Annotated in this window: 19 protein-coding genes; 8 read left to right on the top strand and 11 right to left on the bottom strand. The window is 61.6% G+C overall.

Going from position 1 to position 18,941, the window contains the following annotated elements; all coding sequences use genetic code 11:
• Positions 1-12: 12 nt before the first annotated feature.
• Entirely contained in the window at positions 13-450 is a 438-nt protein-coding gene (locus tag Q0V31_RS02205) for a DUF1043 family protein (RefSeq protein ID WP_298184022.1), read from the bottom strand.
• A 127-nt stretch (positions 451-577) separates the two neighbouring features.
• Here Q0V31_RS02205 and Q0V31_RS02200 point away from each other — a divergent pair, with 127 nt between their 5' ends.
• The 4 genes from Q0V31_RS02200 (at position 578) to Q0V31_RS02185 (ending at position 5,615) form a co-directional block, all read left to right on the top strand.
• Entirely contained in the window at positions 578-1,207 is a 630-nt protein-coding gene (locus Q0V31_RS02200) for an alpha/beta fold hydrolase (protein ID WP_298184019.1), read from the top strand.
• A 45-nt stretch (positions 1,208-1,252) separates the two neighbouring features.
• Complete coding sequence (locus Q0V31_RS02195; RefSeq protein ID WP_298184017.1) at positions 1,253-2,599, top strand: tryptophan--tRNA ligase; 1,347 nt, start codon at positions 1,253-1,255, stop codon at positions 2,597-2,599.
• Between the two features lie 433 nt (positions 2,600-3,032).
• Positions 3,033-4,127, top strand: a complete 1,095-nt coding sequence (gene zapE, locus Q0V31_RS02190) for a cell division protein ZapE (RefSeq protein ID WP_298184015.1) — start codon at positions 3,033-3,035, stop codon at positions 4,125-4,127.
• 147 nt (positions 4,128-4,274) lie between these two features.
• Positions 4,275-5,615: a DEAD/DEAH box helicase gene (locus tag Q0V31_RS02185; RefSeq protein WP_298184012.1), complete on the top strand. Its 1,341-nt coding sequence runs from the start codon at positions 4,275-4,277 to the stop codon at positions 5,613-5,615.
• Between the two features lie 2 nt (positions 5,616-5,617).
• Here the strand turns inward: Q0V31_RS02185 and Q0V31_RS02180 are convergent, their stop codons facing one another.
• The 3 genes from Q0V31_RS02180 to Q0V31_RS02170 all read right to left on the bottom strand — a co-directional run bounded on the left by Q0V31_RS02180 (position 5,618) and on the right by Q0V31_RS02170 (position 8,440).
• Positions 5,618-6,079, bottom strand: a complete 462-nt coding sequence (locus tag Q0V31_RS02180; RefSeq protein ID WP_298184010.1) for a PAS domain-containing protein — start codon at positions 6,077-6,079, stop codon at positions 5,618-5,620.
• A gap of 11 nt (positions 6,080-6,090) precedes the next feature.
• Positions 6,091-7,110 carry a response regulator gene (locus Q0V31_RS02175; protein ID WP_298184007.1) on the bottom strand — a complete coding sequence of 340 codons (1,020 nt, stop codon included), beginning with the start codon at positions 7,108-7,110 and terminating at the stop codon, positions 6,091-6,093.
• An 85-nt stretch (positions 7,111-7,195) separates the two neighbouring features.
• Entirely contained in the window at positions 7,196-8,440 is a 1,245-nt protein-coding gene (locus tag Q0V31_RS02170; protein WP_298184004.1) for a TIGR03862 family flavoprotein, read from the bottom strand.
• Positions 8,441-8,555: 115 nt separating this feature from the next.
• Between Q0V31_RS02170 and Q0V31_RS02165 the strand changes: the two genes are divergently transcribed.
• Entirely contained in the window at positions 8,556-9,689 is a 1,134-nt protein-coding gene (locus tag Q0V31_RS02165) for an aminotransferase class V-fold PLP-dependent enzyme (protein WP_298184003.1), read from the top strand.
• Positions 9,690-9,702: 13 nt separating this feature from the next.
• On the opposite strand, the gene Q0V31_RS02160 is transcribed toward Q0V31_RS02165, so the two are convergent.
• The 4 genes from Q0V31_RS02160 to Q0V31_RS02145 all read right to left on the bottom strand — a co-directional run bounded on the left by Q0V31_RS02160 (position 9,703) and on the right by Q0V31_RS02145 (position 12,433).
• Positions 9,703-10,545 carry a DMT family transporter gene (locus Q0V31_RS02160; protein WP_298184001.1) on the bottom strand — a complete coding sequence of 281 codons (843 nt, stop codon included), beginning with the start codon at positions 10,543-10,545 and terminating at the stop codon, positions 9,703-9,705.
• Between the two features lie 96 nt (positions 10,546-10,641).
• A complete protein-coding gene (locus Q0V31_RS02155; RefSeq protein ID WP_298183999.1) occupies positions 10,642-11,043 on the bottom strand; it encodes a DoxX family protein in 402 nt (133 codons plus the stop codon).
• A gap of 72 nt (positions 11,044-11,115) precedes the next feature.
• Entirely contained in the window at positions 11,116-11,793 is a 678-nt protein-coding gene (locus tag Q0V31_RS02150) for a haloacid dehalogenase type II (RefSeq protein ID WP_298183997.1), read from the bottom strand.
• Between the two features lie 88 nt (positions 11,794-11,881).
• Positions 11,882-12,433 (bottom strand): carboxymuconolactone decarboxylase family protein, encoded by a 552-nt coding sequence (locus tag Q0V31_RS02145; RefSeq protein ID WP_298183995.1) that lies wholly within the window; start codon positions 12,431-12,433, stop codon positions 11,882-11,884.
• A 140-nt stretch (positions 12,434-12,573) separates the two neighbouring features.
• On the opposite strand from Q0V31_RS02145, the gene Q0V31_RS02140 reads away from it, so the two are divergent.
• The gene (locus Q0V31_RS02140) at positions 12,574-13,182 is read left to right on the top strand and encodes a TetR/AcrR family transcriptional regulator (RefSeq protein WP_298183989.1); all 609 of its coding nucleotides are present in this window, start codon (positions 12,574-12,576) and stop codon (positions 13,180-13,182) included.
• 56 nt (positions 13,183-13,238) lie between these two features.
• Here the strand turns inward: Q0V31_RS02140 and Q0V31_RS02135 are convergent, their stop codons facing one another.
• Complete coding sequence (locus tag Q0V31_RS02135; RefSeq protein WP_298183987.1) at positions 13,239-14,168, bottom strand: histone deacetylase; 930 nt, start codon at positions 14,166-14,168, stop codon at positions 13,239-13,241.
• A 183-nt stretch (positions 14,169-14,351) separates the two neighbouring features.
• Between Q0V31_RS02135 and tesB the strand changes: the two genes are divergently transcribed.
• Positions 14,352-15,221, top strand: a complete 870-nt coding sequence (gene tesB / locus Q0V31_RS02130) for an acyl-CoA thioesterase II (RefSeq protein ID WP_298183984.1) — start codon at positions 14,352-14,354, stop codon at positions 15,219-15,221.
• Positions 15,218-15,805 (top strand): HAD family hydrolase, encoded by a 588-nt coding sequence (locus Q0V31_RS02125; protein ID WP_298183982.1) that lies wholly within the window; start codon positions 15,218-15,220, stop codon positions 15,803-15,805. Before tesB ends, Q0V31_RS02125 begins: the two co-directional genes overlap by 4 nt.
• Positions 15,806-15,817: 12 nt before the next feature.
• On the opposite strand, the gene cueR is transcribed toward Q0V31_RS02125, so the two are convergent.
• Together cueR and Q0V31_RS02115 are read right to left on the bottom strand one after the other, a co-directional pair.
• A complete protein-coding gene (cueR, locus tag Q0V31_RS02120) occupies positions 15,818-16,210 on the bottom strand; it encodes a Cu(I)-responsive transcriptional regulator (RefSeq protein WP_298183980.1) in 393 nt (130 codons plus the stop codon).
• Between the two features lie 137 nt (positions 16,211-16,347).
• Positions 16,348-18,735, bottom strand: a complete 2,388-nt coding sequence (locus Q0V31_RS02115; RefSeq protein ID WP_298183978.1) for a heavy metal translocating P-type ATPase — start codon at positions 18,733-18,735, stop codon at positions 16,348-16,350.
• Between the last annotated feature and the right edge of the window lie 206 nt (positions 18,736-18,941).

Below are 18,941 nucleotides of genomic sequence, written 5' to 3'. Positions count from 1 at the left end.
GCTGAGCAGCGCTTACTTTTTCTTCAAGCCGTAGTTCTCATCCAGCATGCCGGGTACATCGGCGCCTTTCGGGGCGTAGTCCTTGGGCATCTCTTGGTGGGCTGGGGCTTTCAGGCGTTCGCGCTTCTCGCCACTGTCTTCCGTATGCAAGGTGGCCAGCAGGCGTTGGCGGGTCAGCTCGTCGAGGGCCAGGCGATTAGCGCCTTCGGACAGGTGCTGTTGCACATCGAGCTGGGTTTGGCTGAGCTTTTTCACCAGATTGGCGGTGGTGTTGAAGTGGGTGACCACCTCGTTCTGGTAGGTGTCGAAGCGTTCTTGGATTTCGTCCAGCTGGCGTTGAGTACGGCTGGGGGCCGCATTGGGTGCCAGGCGGGCAATCAGGAAGCCAATGGCAATGCCAGCTACCAGGGTAATGGCGGGTAGCAGCCAGGCGGTGAGCGTCTGTTCCACGAGTCCTTCCTCTCTAAACGGCTTTGCTTTACGTTAACGGCTCGAACCTGCGCTGTATAGCCGAGATGTGTGCGGCGCAGGCTGTAGCTAGACGAGTCGACCCACTGCGAGGTCACGGAGTTCCCTGTTGCTCACCCGCGAAACCCCCATGATGATTGCTGGCCCCAGCGGCCAACTCGAAGCCCTGTGGCTGGACACCCCCGATGCCCGTGGCGTGGCGCTGATCTGCCACCCCAATCCGGTGCAAGGCGGCACCATGCTCAACAAGGTAGTTTCCACCTTGCAGCGCACTGCTCGTGACAGTGGCTTGGCCACCTTACGCTTCAATTACCGCGGTGTTGGTGCCAGCGCCGGCAGCCACGACATGGCCAGCGGCGAGGTGGATGATGCCGAGGCTGTGGCGCATTGGCTGCGCCAACAATATCCTGATTTGCCGTTGACCCTGCTGGGCTTCTCCTTCGGTGGCTTTGTCGCTGCCGCACTGGGTGCGCGCCTGGAGGCGCAAGGTGTGACGCTCAATAAGCTGTTTATGGTGGCCCCGGCGGTGCATCGGCTGCGCGAGGAAACACCACCGGCGAGCAACTGCCCGCTGATCCTGATCCAGCCTGAAGACGACGAGGTGATCGACCCGCAGGTGGTTTACCAGTGGTCGGCGGCACTCGGGCGTGCCCATGAGCTGCTGAAAGTGGCAGAATGCGGCCACTTTTTTCACGGCAAGCTGACGGACCTCAAAGATCTGTTACTGCCGCGTCTTTGAACTGCCTGCAGCGCTGATAAACGCTCAACCGAATAAGCGAACGCCATGACCACTCGTATCCTTACCGGCATCACCACCACGGGCACCCCGCATTTGGGCAACTATGCCGGTGCCATTCGTCCGGCGATTGTTGCCAGTCGCGCCGCCGATGCCGATTCGTTCTACTTCCTCGCCGACTACCACGCGCTGATTAAATGCGACGATCCGGCACGCATCCAGCGTTCGCGCCTGGAGATCGCCGCTACCTGGCTGGCGCTGGGGCTGGATACCGATAAGGCAACCTTCTACCGTCAGTCGGATATTCCCGAGATTCCCGAACTGTGCTGGCTGCTCACCTGTGTCGCCGGCAAGGGGTTGCTCAACCGCGCCCATGCCTACAAGGCTTCGGTGGACAAGAACGTTGAGCAGGGTGAAGACCCGGATGCCGGCGTCAGCATGGGTCTGTTCAGCTACCCGGTGCTGATGGCAGCGGACATTCTGATGTTCAACGCGCACAAGGTGCCGGTCGGTCGTGACCAGATCCAGCACGTGGAAATGGCCCGCGATATCGCGCAGCGCTTCAACCACCTGTTTGGTCAGGGCAAAGAATTGTTCACCCTGCCCGAAGCGGTGATCGAGGAAGACGTGGCGACCTTGCCCGGCCTCGATGGGCGCAAGATGAGCAAGAGCTACGACAACACCATCCCGTTGTTCGGCAGCGCCAAGCAGCTCAAGGATGCCGTGGCGCGTATCGTCACCGACTCGAAACTGCCGGGCGAGGCCAAAGCCCCCGACAGCTCGCACCTGTTTACCCTCTACCAGGCTTTTGCCGCACCCACCCAACAGGCGGATTTCCGTGCCGCGCTGGAAGGCGGGCTTGCCTGGGGCGAAGCCAAGCAGGCGCTGTGCAACCTGCTGGAAGCCGAGCTGGGTGAGGCGCGCGAGCGTTACCACGCGCTGATCAGCAAACCGGCGGATCTCGAGGATGTCCTCCTCGCCGGTGCCGCCAAAGCACGTAAGACCGCTACGCCGTTCCTTGGCGAGCTGCGCGAGGCGGTTGGCCTGCGTTCCTTCCGCAGTGAGGCAGTCAGCGGCGCTGGCGAGAAGAAAAAGGCCGGCAAGAGCGCGCGCTTTGTCAGCTTCCGTGACGAGGATGGCAGCTTCCGCTTCCGTCTGCTGGATGCCGCCGGCGAGCAGTTGTTGCTGTCCAAGTCCTTTGCCGATGGCAAGGCTGCGGGCATGGTCAACAAGCGCCTGCAGGCTGGCGACGTACTGGATGTGCGTGAGCAGGACGCTGGCTTCGGTGTCTGGCTGGACGATGAGTGCGTGGCGCAAAGCCCTGAATTCGCCGATAGCAGCGCCTGCCAGGCGGCGATTCAGCGTCTGCGCGAGGCCTTGGCCCCGCAGGAATAAACGCTCGGCAGGATGGGGGTGAGCAGCGCGATAGCCATCATTGATGGGTATCGCAGGTTCAACCCGTCCTACGACTGCATTAGCAGATTTCCGCCGAGCAGCCCTGCTGGCTGATTGCCAAGTAACGGGGGCGTCGCTAAAGTGACGCCCCCGTTTTACTTGCCCGGCTAAGAGCCTGCTCAAGGCTCGCGAGCTAGAGGCATGCAAGGCAGACACAGGCGAGAAACGTAGCGCAGCGTAGTAACAGCCAGCGGCTGGCCCATAGGGTGAGCGCAGCGAATCAAGCGGAGTGTACTGGTGTACATGAGCATGACTCGTTGCACTCGCCCTTCGGGCCGCGCTGAGGCGCGTTATCCGCAAGCGGCTTACCGAGCCTGTTTCTAACGCAGCAGGCCCGACGCGCAGCAGACTTTGAACAGGCTCTAAACGAATTATGACGCCCCTAGAACGTTACCAGGCTGACCTCAAACGCCCTGAGTTTTTCCACGATGCGGCCCAGGAAACTGCGGTGCGCCATCTGCAGCGCCTGTATGACGACTTGGTCGCCAGCGAAAATGCATCGACCGGTTTGTTTGGCAAACTCTTCGGCAAAAAGCCACAGGGGCCTGTGAAAGGGCTGTACTTCTGGGGCGGCGTGGGCCGTGGCAAGACCTATTTGGTGGATACCTTCTTCGACGCGCTGCCCTTCGAGCGCAAGGTGCGTACGCACTTCCACCGCTTTATGAAGCGCGTGCACGAAGAAATGCGCACCCTCAAGGGCGAAAAGAACCCGCTGACGATCATCGGCAAGCGTTTTGCCGATGAGGCGCGGGTGATTTGCTTCGACGAATTTTTCGTGTCTGACATTACCGACGCGATGATCCTCGCCACCCTGATGGAAGAGCTGTTCAAGAACGGCGTGAGCCTGGTGGCGACCTCCAACATCGTGCCTGACGGCCTGTACCGGGATGGTTTGCAGCGCGCGCGTTTCCTGCCGGCGATTGCCCTGCTGAAGCAGCACACCGAGATCGTCAACGTCGACAGCGGCATTGACTACCGCCTGCGCGCGCTGGAACAAGCCGAGTTGTTCCATTGGCCGCTGGGTGCTGCCGCTGAAGAAAGCCTGCAGAAGAGCTTTTTCAGCCTGCTCCCTGAGCATTGCGCGGTGCAGGAAAACGAGCCGCTGATGATCGAGAACCGGGCCATTACCGCGCGCAAGGTCGGCGATGACGTGGCCTGGTTTGAGTTCCGCGAGCTGTGCGACGGCCCGCGTAGCCAGAATGACTACATCGAATTGGGCAAGATCTTCCATGCGGTGATCCTCGCCAACGTCGAGCAGATGAGTGTGGCCAAGGAAGACATGGCCCGGCGCTTTATCAACCTGGTGGACGAGTTTTACGACCGCAACGTCAAGCTGATCCTCTCCGCCGAGGTGGAACTCAAAGATCTGTATACCGGCGGCCGCCTGACCTTCGAGTTCCAGCGTACCCTCAGTCGTCTGCTGGAAATGCAATCGCACGAATTCCTCGCGCGTCCGCACAAGCCTTAATTCGGCACTTGCATGCATGCCCACCGCGCCCGGATTTATCCGGGCGCGGTGTTTCTGGCCCGGCTGTTCGCTGAACACAAGCGGGCCCGCTGTGCTCAGGCAGGATAAACTCTGCGCCATCGACTTTTAGCCCTTTGTGGTAACCCTATGACCTTTGCCTCCCTCGGCCTGATCGAGCCTCTGCTGCGCACCCTCGACAGCCTCGACTACAAAACCCCCACCGCAGTGCAGGCGCAGGCCATTGTGCCGATCCTGCAAGGCCGCGACCTGATGGCCGCCGCGCAGACCGGCACCGGTAAGACCGCGGGCTTTGCCTTGCCGGTGTTGCAGCGGCTGATGATGGAAGGCCCCGAGGTGGCGAGCAACTCAGTGCGGGCACTGGTGTTGGTGCCGACCCGCGAGCTGGCCGAACAGGTGTTGCAGAGCTTTGTGACCTACGGCCAACACCTGCCACTGCGCAGTTTTGCCGCGTATGGCGGGGTGAGTATCAACCCGCAGATGATGAAGCTGCGCAAAGGTGTGGATGTGCTGGTGGCCACGCCGGGGCGTTTGCTCGATCTTTACCGGCAGAAAGCGGTGAAGTTCAACCAGGTACAGACCCTGGTGCTGGACGAAGCCGACCGCATGCTCGACCTGGGTTTTGCCAGCGAGTTGGAGGATGTGTTTCGTGTGTTGCCGAAAAAGCGGCAAACCTTGCTGTTTTCCGCCACGTTCTCCGACGTTATCCGCAGCATGGCCGGCGAGATGCTCAATGACCCGCTGAGCATTGAGGTCAGCCCGCGTAATGCGGCGGCCAAATCAGTCAAGCAGTGGCTGATTCCAGTGGATAAGAAGCGTAAGGGCGAGCTATTTCTGCATCTGTATCAGACCAAGCGCTGGAGTCAGGCGCTGGTGTTCGTGAAAACCCGCAAGGGTGTTGATGAGCTGGAAGCCGAGTTGCAGCGTCAAGGCATCAGCGCCGACGCGATCCATGGCGACAAGCCCCAGGCCACACGGCAGCGGGCTTTGCAGCGGTTCAAGGACGGTGAGGTCAAGGTGCTGGTGGCAACCGATGTGGCGGCCCGTGGTCTGGATATCGATACCATGCCGTTGGTGGTGAATTTCGACCTGCCCACCGTCGCTGAAGACTATGTGCACCGCATCGGCCGTACCGGGCGTGCCGGGTCTACAGGGCAGGCGGTGTCGCTGGTCTGCGCCGATGAGGTGCAACTGCTGTCGGCCATCGAAACCCTGACCCAGCAAGTGCTGCAGCGTGTCGACGAGCCGGACTTTATCCCCGATCACCGCGTCCCACAGACGCTGCCGGGTGGCCAGGTGGTGAAAAAGCCGAAGAAGGCCAAGAAGCCGAAAGTGGTCGGCGGCGGTAAGGGCGGCAGCTTAGGCCGTTGGATGGAAGCGGATGCGCCGGCGGCCCCGGTGGTCAAGGCTGTGCGCAAAGTGCCGAGCTTCGGCGGCAAAGCCGGCAAACCGGGTAAGTTCGTTAAATAACCTCAGGCGCGGCTGGTGGCGTGCGCTGCTGCCAGTTGCTTCTTGTGGGTCGCGGCGGCGGTCATGTCGTAGATCACCACACAGATATGTTCGACCTCACCGGTAGCACCTGCCAGGGGCAGTAAGGTGACGTTCTGGTACATAAAGTCTTCCTGCCCGGTGATCGGCTGGTAATTCTTGAAGTGCATCAGATAGGGGTGCTGCTCCCACAGGCTGAACGCACGGGTGCCCAGTTGCACCACGGTGTCGATCTTGCGCTTTAGCCAGCTTTCGTTGATTTCCGGAAACAGGCTGAACAGGGTTTTACCCTGTACCTCATCCGGGCCCATGCCGGAGTGGTTTTCCATAAAGCTGTTCCACACTTCAACGTGGTACTGACGGTCGAGCACGATGACGCCGACATCGATGCACTGCACGATGTCGAGCAGCCAGTGCACCTCTTTAATATCAATCTGTGCGGGCATTGGTGGGTGGCCTAGTTCATCAGGTAGTTGAGCTTGTTGGTCAGGCGCTTGAGCGAGTCTTCGGTGAACAGCAACAGCAGGTCGAAGTGGATGTTATGCGCCTCCAGGCTGTAGCTGACTTCCACCGCCAGGGTCTTTTTCCAGCGCCGCTGATTGAGGTGAATCAGTTGCTCGATGGAGGAGTGTTGGCCGAGCAGTTGCGGATGCCCCTGGGAAAAGCGCACATCGATCTGCTCAGCAATCCCGGAGAGGCAGGCACCGATGATGATGCTGGCCAGATCCAACAGCATTTCTGAGGTTTCCAGGTCGTCTTTGGGCTGCCAGTTGAGCAGACGCGCCATGTCGGCCACTTCCGAGTCATGAAACAGCAGCAGTGACTCGCCGGCGATGCCGTCACCGATAAAGCCCTGACACACCGCGCTCATGCGTTCGCCGTGCATGGCGTCGGTGAGGGTCATGTGCAGTTCGCTGACTTCGAAGATATTCACCTGCGGCACCGGCAGCTGCACGAAAACTCCGAGCGCCTTGGCCAGCAGCGCGGCGGCGCGGCCCATGGCGACGTTGCTGACTTCGCGCAGGGCATCGCGGAAACTTACCTTGAGGCTGTCGAGTACGGCGGTTTGCGCCACCGTGGTCGAGGTGGTCGAGGTGGTCGAGGTGGTCGTGGGGTCAAATAACCCCAGTTCAATCAGCGTGCTGCGCAGTAGTGCAGGGTCGGCGGGCTTTTTGATAAAGGCCACGGCACCCAGCGCTTTGACCCGGCGCAGGGCTTCATCCTGTACGTCGCCGGACACCACCAGCACCTTGCAGGCCAGGCCCTCGGCACGGATTGCCGCGAGGGTTTCATAGCCGTCCAGCACCGGCATGGTCAGGTCCAGCAGCATCACCTGGCCAAGGCCTTGGCGCAGTGCCGCTAGCGCTTCTTGACCATTAGTCGCCTGGCTGATGGTCACCGGCCATTCGGCGGGCAGGGCGCGAATCAATTGCTTGCGCGCCATGTTCGAGTCGTCGCAGACCACTAGAGGAATCAAAGCTAAGGATTACCTGTGCGCGTGGCAGAGCACTGCTCTGGGGCGGTTTGGTTCCAGCATAGCCGTTTGCGGCTGCGTGCGGGGCTTATTGGGCCTGGCTCTGCAGCCAGTCGTGGAGGCCTTGGGCCGCTGTGCGGCCGCTGGCAAAACAGGCCGTCAGCAGGTAGCCGCCGGTGGGTGCCTCCCAGTCGAGCATTTCGCCGGCGCAGAAGGTCCCTGGTAATTGCTTGAGCATCAAGTGCTCATCCAGTTGCTCGAAGGGTACGCCGCCGGCTGTGCTGATCGCTTCATCCAGCGGGCGCGGGCGGATCAGTTCAATCGGCAAGGCCTTGAGCGTTGAGGCCAGCTGCGCGGGATCGTTAAAGACCGCGCTGCTGGCCTGTTCGCGCAGCAGCGCCGCCTTGACCCCGTCGATCCCCGCCTGGCGGTGCAGGTGTTTGGCCATCGACTGCGAGCCGCGCGGTTTGCTCAAGGCGGCTTGCAGCTTGTTCAGCGCTGTTTGTGGCAGCAGATCGAGGTGGACAGTGGCGCTGCCGTGCTGGTTGATGGTTTCGCGAATGGCGGCGGACAGGGCATACACCAGGCTGCCCTCAATGCCACTGGCGGTGAGCACGAACTCGCCGAGGCGCTGCGCTGCGCCGGGTAGACACAGGCTGACATTCTTCAGCGGAGCGCCGGCGAATTTGTCGCGCAGAAAGGGGCTCCAGGCGGCGACGTCGAAGCCGCAGTTGCTCGCCTGTAAGGGCGCGATCGGTACGCCGCGTGCCTGTAGCAGCGGCACCCAGGCACCGTCCGAGCCCAGGCGCGCCCAGCTGCCGCCGCCGAGGGCTAGCAATGTGGCGTCGGTGTTCACAGCCAGTTCCCCCGCCGGCGAACTGATGCGCAATGCGCCCTGGGCGTCCCAGCCCAGCCAGCGATGGCGGGTATGGATCTGCACGCCCAACTCGCGCAGGCGCTTGAGCCAGGCGCGCAGCAGCGGCGCGGCCTTCATATCGGTGGGGAATACGCGGCCCGAGGTGCCGACAAAGGTGTCGATGCCTAGGTCGTGAATCCAGGCGCGCAGCGCGTCGGCATCAAAGTCTTGCAGCAGCTCGGCCACTGCCGCCTGGCGCTGGCCGTAGCGGCTGAGAAACGCCGGCTTGGCTTCGGCGTGGGTGATGTTCATGCCACCGACTCCGGCCAGGAGGAACTTGCGGCCTACCGACGGCATGGCGTCATACAGCGCGACCTGCACGCCGTTCCGCGCCAGCACTTCAGCCGCCATTAGGCCGGCGGGGCCGCCGCCGATAATGGCAACGCGCAAGGGGGGCTGTTGGGCAATGGTGGTCATGGCGAGATCGCGGCGGTCAATGGGCCGGCATTCTAACCGAGGCGGCGGTGACCTTGTCATTTTGCCGAGCTTCGGGCACGGTCGTGGCTAAGCCTTTTCTGACTGGAGCCTCATCATGTCTGACCTTTATCCCAGCATCGACCCTGCCGGCCTGATCGAGTATTCGGTGGTGTACACCGACCGCTCCCTCAACCACATGTCGCAGTCGTTCCAAGGGGTGATGAAGGACATCTCCAGCACCCTTAAGGATGTCTACAACGCCAACGCCGTGGCTATCGTGCCCGGTAGCGGCACTTACGGCATGGAAGCCGTGGCGCGGCAACTGGCGACCGGGCAGAAGTGCCTGGTGATCCGCAATGGCTGGTTCAGCTACCGCTGGACGCAAATTTTCGAGATGGGCCAGATTCCGTCCGAGTCGATTGTGCTTAAGGCCCGTCCGGTCGCTGGAGGCAGCCAGGCAGCGTTTACCCCACCGCCGTTGGCTGATGTGCTGGCGACCATCGCCGCTGAAAAGCCCCAGGTAGTCTTCGCTCCGCATGTAGAAACCTCTTCCGGAATGATCCTGCCGGACGGCTACCTGCGTGCCGTAGGCGATGCGGTGCATGCGGTGGGTGGCCTGTTTGTCCTCGACTGCATTGCCTCCGGTACCCTTTGGGTGGACATGCAGGCCTGCGGCATCGACGTGCTGATCAGTGCGCCGCAAAAAGGCTGGAGCGCCTCGCCGTGCTGCGCCCTAGTGATGCTCAGTGAGGCCGCGCAAGCCCGTGTTGAGGCGACCCAAAGCAGCAGCTTTGCCTGCGACCTGAAAAAGTGGCTGCAGATCATGCAGGCCTATGAGCAGGGCGGCCACGCCTATCACGCGACCATGCCCAGCGATGCCCTGGCGCGTTTTCGCGATGCCATGCATGAGGCCGCAGCCATTGGCTTTGCCAAGGTGCGCGAGCAACAGCAGGAACTGGGTGATCGAGTACGCGCCCTGCTGACCAGCAAAGGCTGCAAGAGCGTGGCGGCCGAAGGCTTCGAAGCCCCAGGTGTGGTGGTCTGTTACACCGACGATGGGCAGATCAAGAACGGCAGCAAGTTCGCCGCCTTAGGTCTGCAGATCGCCGCCGGTGTACCGCTGCAGTGCGACGAGCCCGCAGATTTTCAGACCTTCCGCCTGGGCCTGTTTGGCCTGGATAAACTGGGCAATATTGAGCGCACTGTGGCGACGCTGGAACAGGCGCTGGATAAGGTATTGGCCGGCTAACCAGGTTGCCGCTCTAGGGGTGTTGGTGTTTGGCGCTGAGCACCAAGGCGATCCCGCCGAGCACCGCCGCGCCACTGAGCAGCAAGTGCAGGCTCAAGGCTTCACCTAGGAGCAGGCTGCCGGCCAGTGCGGCGATAATCGGCACGCTGAGCTGTACGCAGGCGGCCTGGAAAGCCTGCAGGCCGCGCAATGCGCTGTACCAGATGGCGTAACCGACGCCGGAGGTCAGTGCGCCAGATAGCAGGGCATAGATCAGCCCCGGTGTATCCCAGCTCATTTGCTCGATAAACAGAACGCTCAGTAGCAGCGCCAAGGGTGCCGCCCGCAGAAAGTTGCCGGTTGTTGCGGCCAGCGCATCGCTCACGCCGCGGCCCAGTAAGGAGTAAGCGCCCCAGGCCACGCCCGCCAGCAGCATCAGCGAGGCGGCTTCTGTTGGCGGCCGGCTGGCGCCCGGTAAAAGCAATACGAGTAACCCCGCGAACGCCAGTAATAGACCGCTACAGCCCTTTAGCCCCAGGCACTCACCGCGATAGATTCCCCAGGCGAGCATGCTCAGTTGCACCGCGCCGAACAGGATCAAGGCCCCCGCGCCGGCATCCAGATGGATATAGGCGAAGGAAAACGCCGCCGCGTAAACAAACAGCGCGGTCGCTGCGGGCCAGCTGCCGGCTTTGAGGTTGCTAGGTGCGCGCAGGCGTAGCAGAAACCACAGCGTTACGGCGCCAGCGATAAGGCGCAGGCTGGTAAAGCTGGCTGCATCAATGGCGGTGTCACGCAGTGCCAGGCGGCAGAGCAGCGAGTTACCAGCAAAGGCCAGCAGCGCCAAGGCTGTCAGCAGTAAGGTTCGAGTGGTCATCAGGGCTACGCGAGGCGTGGGGGGAACCATCTAACCACAACCGCACACCAGGCACCGCAATGCGTGTGGTGCCTGGTGTGGTGGTGCGGTCACTGGTTAATACCTGTCCAGCACCCAGGTATCGTCTTCGCGCAAGGCGATCAGCAGCAGGCTGGCGGCGAAGATAATCAACGATGGATAGAACAGTGCATTGGTGCCGGTGAATACCCAGCCCCATGGATCCAGTACCGATTTGGACACTGCCAACAGCGAGGCGCTATTGAGCAGCGCCTGCGCCGGGTACACCCAGCGGCGTGCAAAACCCAGCACCACGGCCAGGCCTATAAGCATTTGCAGCACACCGGCGACTTGCAATGCGCTTTCTGCCGCCAGGAGGCCAAAGTAAAACTTGTTGGCCACGGCCAGGCCGTGTTCGACATTGAATACTTTGTCGGCCCCCCAAATCACCAGCAGCCAACCCAGCGAGACGCGCAGCAGTAACAGGGACATGTGTTTCATTGAGTAGCTCCGAGTGCCAGCCGCTCGTAGGCCATAGGCAATGGGTTGAACGATAGGGTTAGCGGCGCGGGGTTAGTTGATTGCAGTGAGTTGGCGGGCCAAATCACTGAAATCGTCGAGAAGGATGCTGGGCTGCACATCCCAGGGGTCGAAAATCGCCTGCGGATCACGCCGTAGCCAGGCCGTTTGCAGGCCTGCGTGGGCCGCGCCGAGAATATCGAACGGATTGGAGGAGACCAGATACACCCCATTGGCCGGTAGGCCGCAGCTGCGCAGCAGGTGCTGATAAACCTTGGGGGCGGGCTTGAAAGAGCGCACGTCCTCGACGCTGACCACGGCTGTAAAGTAGTCAGCGATGCCGGCACGCTCCAGCAAGTGTCGCACGGCTGCCTTGCTGCCATTGGAGAACGCATAGAGCGCTATGCCCTGTTGTTGCAGGGATTCAAGGCCGGCCGCTACATCGGCAAAAGCCTCCAGTTCGGCGTAGGCCTGCATCGCCTGCTCAACGGCGGCAGCGCTGATCTCCACCTGCTGTTGGCGGCAGGCAAACAACAACGCCTGGCGGGTGCAGACCGAGAAGTCGCAGTAGTCACCCATCAAGCCCCTGCGGAAGCTGTACTCCAGCTGTTTTTGCCGCCACAACTGGGAAACCGCAGGGGCCTTGTCGCCAACCAAGTCACTCAGGCGCGTGAGCACCGCCTGGGTGTCGATCAGTGTGCCGTAGATATCAAATGCCACTGCAGTGTGCATATAAGCCTCCACTGTTTGCTGAGAAATTGACTGTCAGGTTAGAGCAGGCACCTGCAGCGAGCTGGCAGGTGCCTGAATCATCTTCGGCTTAGTTCTTTTCCCAGGCGAATACTTTGAAGGCTTGATCAACCGGGGTTTGCGCAATGTGGTTGGTGTAGTTGCTCATGACTTTCTGGCTCAGGCCGAGAATCACTTCCAGCACGTTTTGCTGGGTGTAACCGGCGGCATAGAAGGCCTCCAGTTGCTTGGCCTCAACGTCGCCGCGCTGGCGCACCATGGCCAGGGTGAAGTCACGCAGGGCTTCGAGCTTAGGCGTTGGCAGCGGCGTTTCATCACGCAGCGCGTTGTTGATTTCATCGGAAACCTTCATCGCCTTGGCGATGCCGGTGTGCGCCGGTACGCAGTAATGGCAGGCATGCTCGACGTTGATGGTTTGCCACACCACGGTCTTCTCGTCGGCATCGAAGCTGCTGTCGAGAAACAAACCGTGCAGCACTTGATAGCCGTTGAGCAGTTCAGGGGATTCGGCCATTACCGCATGCAGGCCCGGCACTCGGCCAAAGGCTTTTTGTGATTTGTCGAGGAGGGCCTTGGCCGCTTCAGGTGCGCTGTTTTGGTCGTGTAGGGTAAAAGTGCTCATGGCATGGATCCTTATTTGAGTGATCGTTCAATAACTAGATGGCCACCCTAATTGATCAAGTGAAGGCAATCAAGTCATAATTGAGCGATCATTCAGAATTAACCCTGGCGGTTAGCCCGCCTTTCGCCCGAGAGTTGACGATGGCCCGCACCGCTCGTTTTGATCGACAGGTTGCTCTGCAAAGGGCCGTTGAGTTGTTTTGGTCGCGGGGCTATTACGCCTCCTCGATGAAGCACATCGAAGAGGCATTGGACATGCGCCCCGGCAGCCTCTATGCCACCTTTGGCAGCAAAAGCGGCTTGTTTAGCGAGGCGTTGGACGCCTATGCGGCGCGTAGCGGTGATGAGTTTCACCAGATAATCGAGAGCGCGCCGAGTATCGTCGAAGGGCTGAAGGGCTATTTGTATGCGCTGGCGTGCTGCTGCAGTGGCGCTGCAAAAGCCCCCGCACAGGCCTGCATGCTGATTAAAACCCTGCTTGAGGTGAACGCTGAAGATGCCGCCTTGTTGGCCAAAGTGGATGCCATGCTGGCGATGATTGAAACGCGGTTGCGCGAGACCTTGCAGCACGCCCAGGCGGCTGGGGAGTTGCGTGCAGACGTTGATTGCCCACGCTTAGCCCGTTTGCTGCAAGCGCAGATCATGGGCCTGCGCGCCTTCGCTACACGCGACGTGCCAGATGCGCAGATTGTTGCGCTTGCTGATGATATGGCGAGCCTGCTTGAGCATTTTCGCGTCCAGCCAGGCTAGCGGTTACAGCGCTCAGCGTCCTCATCGACGGGCTGTGATCGCGTCGCTTTAGCCCGTTAAGCCTTACCACCCAAGCCGTTCGCCCGCCAAACCTTGTCGGCGCTGTGGTGCAGGATGCCATGCCGGCGTGCCAGCGCCAGGCGGTCTTTATCGTAGCCGCCGCCGATTACCCCCACCACCGCAATATCGCGGCCGATGCAGTGATCGAGCACAGCTTCATCGCGGGCGGCAATGCCGGCATCACTGAGGTTGAGGTAGCCGAGGGCGTCGCTCTGGTGCACGTCGACGCCGGCGTCGTAGAGCACGATATCCGGCTGGTACAACGGCAGCAGGTAATTCAGGGTGTCATTCACCACCTTTAGATAGGCGGCATCGCCCATGCCGTTGGGCAGGGGAATGTCCCAGTCGCTGAGGGCCTTGCGTGCCGGGTAATTTTTTTCACAATGCAGGGACACGGTGATGGCGTCCGGGGTGTGCTCCAGCAGCCGCGCGGTGCCGTCACCCTGGTGCACGTCGCAGTCGAAGATCAGCACGCGCTGGGCCTTGCCACTTTGCAGCAAGTATTGGCTGATCACCGCCAGGTCATTGAAAATGCAGAACCCAGCCGGGTGGTCGTAATGCGCATGGTGCGTGCCGCCGGCCAGGTGACAGGCCATACCGTGCTGCAAGGCCAGTTCCGCCGCCAGCAATGAGCCGCCCACCGCGCGAAGGGTGCGCTGCGCCAATGCGGCGCTCCAGGGCAGGCCAAGGCGGCGTTGTTCTTCATGGCTCAGTTCGCCACTGACAAAACGCTCGATATACGCCGGGCAATGGGCCAGGGCCAGGACCTCGCTGGGACAGCGCTCCGGGCGCAGCAGTTCGGCATCGGTGCTCAGGCCACTGGCGATCAAGTGGTCGCGCAGCAAGCGGAATTTTTCCATGGGAAAACGATGATTGGCCGGGAAGGGCGGGCTGTAATCGTCGTGATAGACCAGCGGCAGGCGCATGGGGAAGGCTCGTGCGGAGAGGTCTAAAGTATGGCGGCAGGCTGGCGCCAGGCTCAAGCCCGTCTGCTGATTGGCCAGAATGCTGGCATGATTGTCTGTATCTAGCGTGCAGTCAGGCCGACAAGCGTTGGCAAAGTCTTTACCATCTCGTCCCCAGCCAGATGCGTTAACAGGAGAGCATGCATGAGTCAGGTGTTGAATGAGTTGGTCGCCCTGCTGACCCTGGAAACCATCGAAGAAAATCTGTTTCGCGGCGTCAGCCAAGACCTTGGCTTTCGCCAGCTGTTTGGTGGTCAGGTGCTTGGTCAATGCATCTCGGCGGCCAGCCAGACGGTCGAGGCGGCGCGCCATGTGCATTCCATGCACGGTTATTTTTTGCGTCCCGGCGATGCCACGTTGCCGGTGGTCTATCAGGTTGAGCGCGTGCGTGATGGCGGCAGCTTCAGCACGCGGCGGGTCACGGCGATCCAGAAGGGCAAGCCGATCTTTACCTGCAGCGCCTCCTTCCAGTTCGATGAGCAAGGCTTTAACCATCAAAACCTGATGCCTGATGTGCCGGGGCCGGAAGCGCTGAAGTCGGAAACCGAACTGGCGCGCCTGATCGTCGATGCGTTGCCGGAGCCCATGCGTGAGCGCGCGGTGAGCGCCAAGCCAATCGAGATCCGTCCGGTGACGGTGGATAATCCTTTTGCCCCGCAACCCTGCGAGCCGGTCAAGCATGTGTGGTTCCGCGCCGCCGGCGAGCTGCCGGATGATCCGCAACTGCACAAATACCTGCTGGGCTATGCCAGTGACTTCAATTTGCTGACCACCTCGATGCTGCCGCACGGCGTGTCGGTGTGGCAGAAGTTTATGCAGGTGGCCAGCCTCGACCATTCACTGTGGTTCCACGGCAACCTGCGCATGGACGACTGGCTGCTCTACAGCATGGACAGCCCCTGGGCCGGTAACGGCCGTGGCTTCGCGCGCGGCAGCATCTTCAATCGTCAGGGCCAGTTGGTTGCCTCGGTCGCACAAGAAGGCTTGATCCGTTTGCGTGAGGACTGGAAATGAGCCTCGCCGCCGCCCAGCACTGGGTGTTCGACATGGACGGCACCCTGACGTTGGCGGTGCATGACTTCGAGGCGATCAAGCGTGCCTTGGATATTCCACTTGCCGAGGACATTCTCGGTCACCTGGCCAGCCTGCCTGAGGCGCTGGCTACCGCTAAACATGCCTGGCTGCTGGAGCATGAGCGCGAGCTGGCGCTGACCTCGCAGCCGGCGCCGGGTGCGATTGAACTGGTGCGCGAGCTGCACGGCCGCGGCTGCCGGCTCGGCATCCTCACCCGTAATGCTCACGAGCTGGCGCTGCTGACCTTGCGCGCCATCGGCCTGGATGACTGCTTTGCCGTGGTCGATGTCATTGGCCGCGATGAAGCGCCACCGAAACCCGACCCGGGCGGCCTGTTGCATTTTGCCAAGGCATGGCAGGTGGCACCGAGCGAGCTGGTGATGGTCGGTGATTACCGTTTTGATCTGGAGTGCGCACGCGCCGCCGGGGCGCGCAGCGTGCTGGTTAACCTGGCGGAAAATCTCTGGCCGGAACTGACGGATCATTTTGCGGTGGATTGCCGGGCCTTGCAGCAGGCGCTGTAGGGGGGCGCCAGGTCAGCAACCGGACTCTAGATCCTTGAGGATTGGACAGTCCGGGCGGTCGTTACCCTGGCAGCTGTTCATCAACTCCCTGAGCGTGTTACGCAGGCTGCTGAGTTCGCTGATCTTGCGTTCCAGCTCTGTGATATGCGCGGCGGCCAGGGCCTTGACGTCGGCGCTGGCACGTTGGCGATCCTGCCATAGGGCCAGTAGCTGGCTGACTTCGGCCAGGGAAAACCCCAGGTCGCGCGAGCGCTTGATAAACGCCAGGCGGTGCAAATCCTGCGCATTGTACTGGCGGTAGCCGCTGTCCGAGCGGTCGGCGGCGGGCAGCAGCTCGATGCTTTCGTAGTAGCGGATCATCTTGGCACTAAGGCCGGTTTTCTTTGCGGCTTGGCCGATGTTCATGGGCGTTTCCTAAGCGATGTTCGGCGGATGGCATTGAGCGCAGCGATAGCCAGCAGACCGCGTCTGTATGCATCAGTTGGTACGGCGAATAACGCTGATGGGTTACGGCGCTTGCGCCTAACCCATCCAGCGGTTGTTCAGTTGTGCTCTTGGGGTTTCCAGGTTTTCAGCAGCAGGGCATTGCTCACCACGCTGACGCTGGACAGTGCCATGGCCGCGCCCGCTAGCATCGGGTTGAGCAGGCCAGCCGCCGCTAATGGAATGCCAACCAGGTTGTAGGCGAAGGCCCAGAACAGGTTCTGGCGGATTTTGTTGTAGGTGCGCTTGCTGATGTCCAGGGCGTCGGCCACCAGGCGCGGGTCGCCGCGCATCAGGGTGATGCCGGCAGCATGCATGGCCACATCGGTGCCGCTGCCCATGGCGATGCCGACATCGGCGGCGGCCAGTGCGGGCGCGTCGTTGATGCCGTCGCCAACCATGGCCACTACGGCCTGTTTCTTCAGTTCGGTGATGATGGCGGCTTTGTTCGCCGGCAGCACTTCAGCATGTGCTGTGGTGATGCCAAGGGCCTGCGACACGGCGTTGACGCTGCCTTGGTTGTCGCCACTGATCAGGTGGCTGGCAATGCCCTGTGCAGTCAGCGCGCTGATGGCCTCCGTGGCGCCGTCCTTGAGGGTGTCGCCAAAGGCAAACAGGCCCAACACCTGGGGCTGCGGCGTGAGCTCCATCAGCCAGGACAGGGTGCGGCCTTCGGCCTCCCAGGCCAACGCCTCGGCGATTAACACTTGATTCTGCAGCCAGTGTTCTTCCAGCAGGCGTTTGTTGCCCAGGGCCAGTTGGCGCTCGTCAATCCGTCCGGCAATCCCGCGCCCGGCCAGCGCTTTGCTGTCGCTGACCTCGGCCAGTGTCAGCCGCTGCTCCGCGCATTGGTCGAGCACCGCCTTTGCCAGTGGGTGTTCGCTGCCGCGCTGCAGAGCGCCGGCCAGTTTCAGCAACTGCTCGGTATCACCGTCGACGGCTTGCAGGTGGGCAATCTGGGGGGCGCCGGAGGTCAGGGTGCCGGTCTTGTCGAAGGCGACCAAGCTGACCGAGTGGGCGACCTCCAAGGCTTCGGCATCCTTGATCAGAATCCCGTGGCGTGCGGCCACGCCAGTGCCGGCCATGATCGCGGTGGGCGTGGCCAGGCCGAGGGCGCAAGGGCAGGCAATTACCAGCACGGCTACGGCGTTGAGCAGGGCGGTTTCAATCCCCGCGCCGAGCATTAGCCAGGTTACCAGCGTGGCCAGGGCGATCAGCAACACGCTGGGGACGAAGATTTGGCTGACTTTATCCACCAGTTTCTGGATCGGGGCCTTGGCGGCCTGGGCATCTTCGACCAGGCGAATAATCTTCGACAGCACGGTTTCTGCGCCCAGCGCGGTGGTTTCCACCAACAGCCGGCCCTCGCCGTTGATCGCCCCGGCGGTGACGGTGTCCCCCGGTTGTTTGGGCTGCGGCAGGCTCTCACCACTGATCAGCGCCTCGTCGGCGTGGCTCTGACCTTCCTGAACCAGGCCGTCGACCGGGAAGCGCTCGCCAGGTTTGACCACAATACGGTCACCCAGCTGCAATTCGTTGAGGGCCACCCATTGTTCGTTGCCATCACGCAGGCGCAGCGCGCGCTCCGGGCGTAAAGCCTGCAAGGCGCGGATGGCACTGCTGGTTTGCCGTTTGGCGCGGCTTTCCAGGTATTTGCCGAGCAGAATCAAGGTGATGATCACCGCCGAGGCTTCGAAATACAGGTGCGCCATCGCCCCGTTTGGGGTGACGGCCCACTGATACAGGCTCAGGCCATAGGCGGCGCTGGTGCCGATGGCGACCAGCTGATCCATGTTGCTGGCTTTGGCGCGCAGTGCACTCCAGGCTGCACGATAGAAGCGTGCGCCGAAGATAAACTGCACCGGCGTGGCGAGGGCAAACTGCGCCCAGGCCGGCAGCATCCAGTGCAGGCCAAAGGGTTCGACGAACATCGGAATGACCAGCGGCAGGGTCAGTACGATGGCCAGGAGCAGCATCCAGCGCTCGCGCTGCAATTGTTTGCCAGCGGTGGCCGGCGTGGCCTGTGTCTCGCTGACCGGGCTGGCCTGATAACCCGCTTGGCTGACGGCTTGCAGCAGGGCCTTCGGCTCAGTGCCGGGGAGCACCTGCAGTTGCGCACGTTCTGTGGCCAGGTTGACGCTCACTGCCATGACGCCTGGCTGTTGCGCCAGTGCGCGTTCGATACGGCCGGCACAGCTGGCGCAAGTCATGCCAGTGATCGCCAGTTCCAGGCGTTCACTGGGCACCTGGTAGCCGGCGGCGCTGACGGCCGCGACCAGTTGCTCCAAACTGGCCGCTGGCGCTTCGATGCGCGCCTGCTCGCTGGCCAGGTTGACGCTGACGCTACTGACTTCGGCGACCTTGGCCAGGGCGCGTTCGACGCGACCGACGCAGCTGGCACAGGTCATGCCGCTGATCGGCAAATCAAAGGTGGTGAGATTGGACATGCGGCAGCCTCCATTGAATTTCACCACAGGATCAACCTTGCCACCTTGGCAGGGTCAAGCGTTGTTTTCTGACCCTGTCATTTCTGGCCGCCACCCTTGGGTCGCTGCTGTGCCAGGTTAAAAATGCGGTCCGGCGCTTGTTTATGGCTTGACCTTACCCCGCTGGCAAGGAGGACACTGTGCACTTCAACAGGTTAATTCAGGTG

The organism is uncultured Pseudomonas sp. (assembly GCF_943846705.1).
In the GTDB taxonomy this organism is placed as follows: domain Bacteria; phylum Pseudomonadota; class Gammaproteobacteria; order Pseudomonadales; family Pseudomonadaceae; genus Aquipseudomonas.
This window is presented reverse-complemented; position numbering and strand designations above follow the sequence as displayed.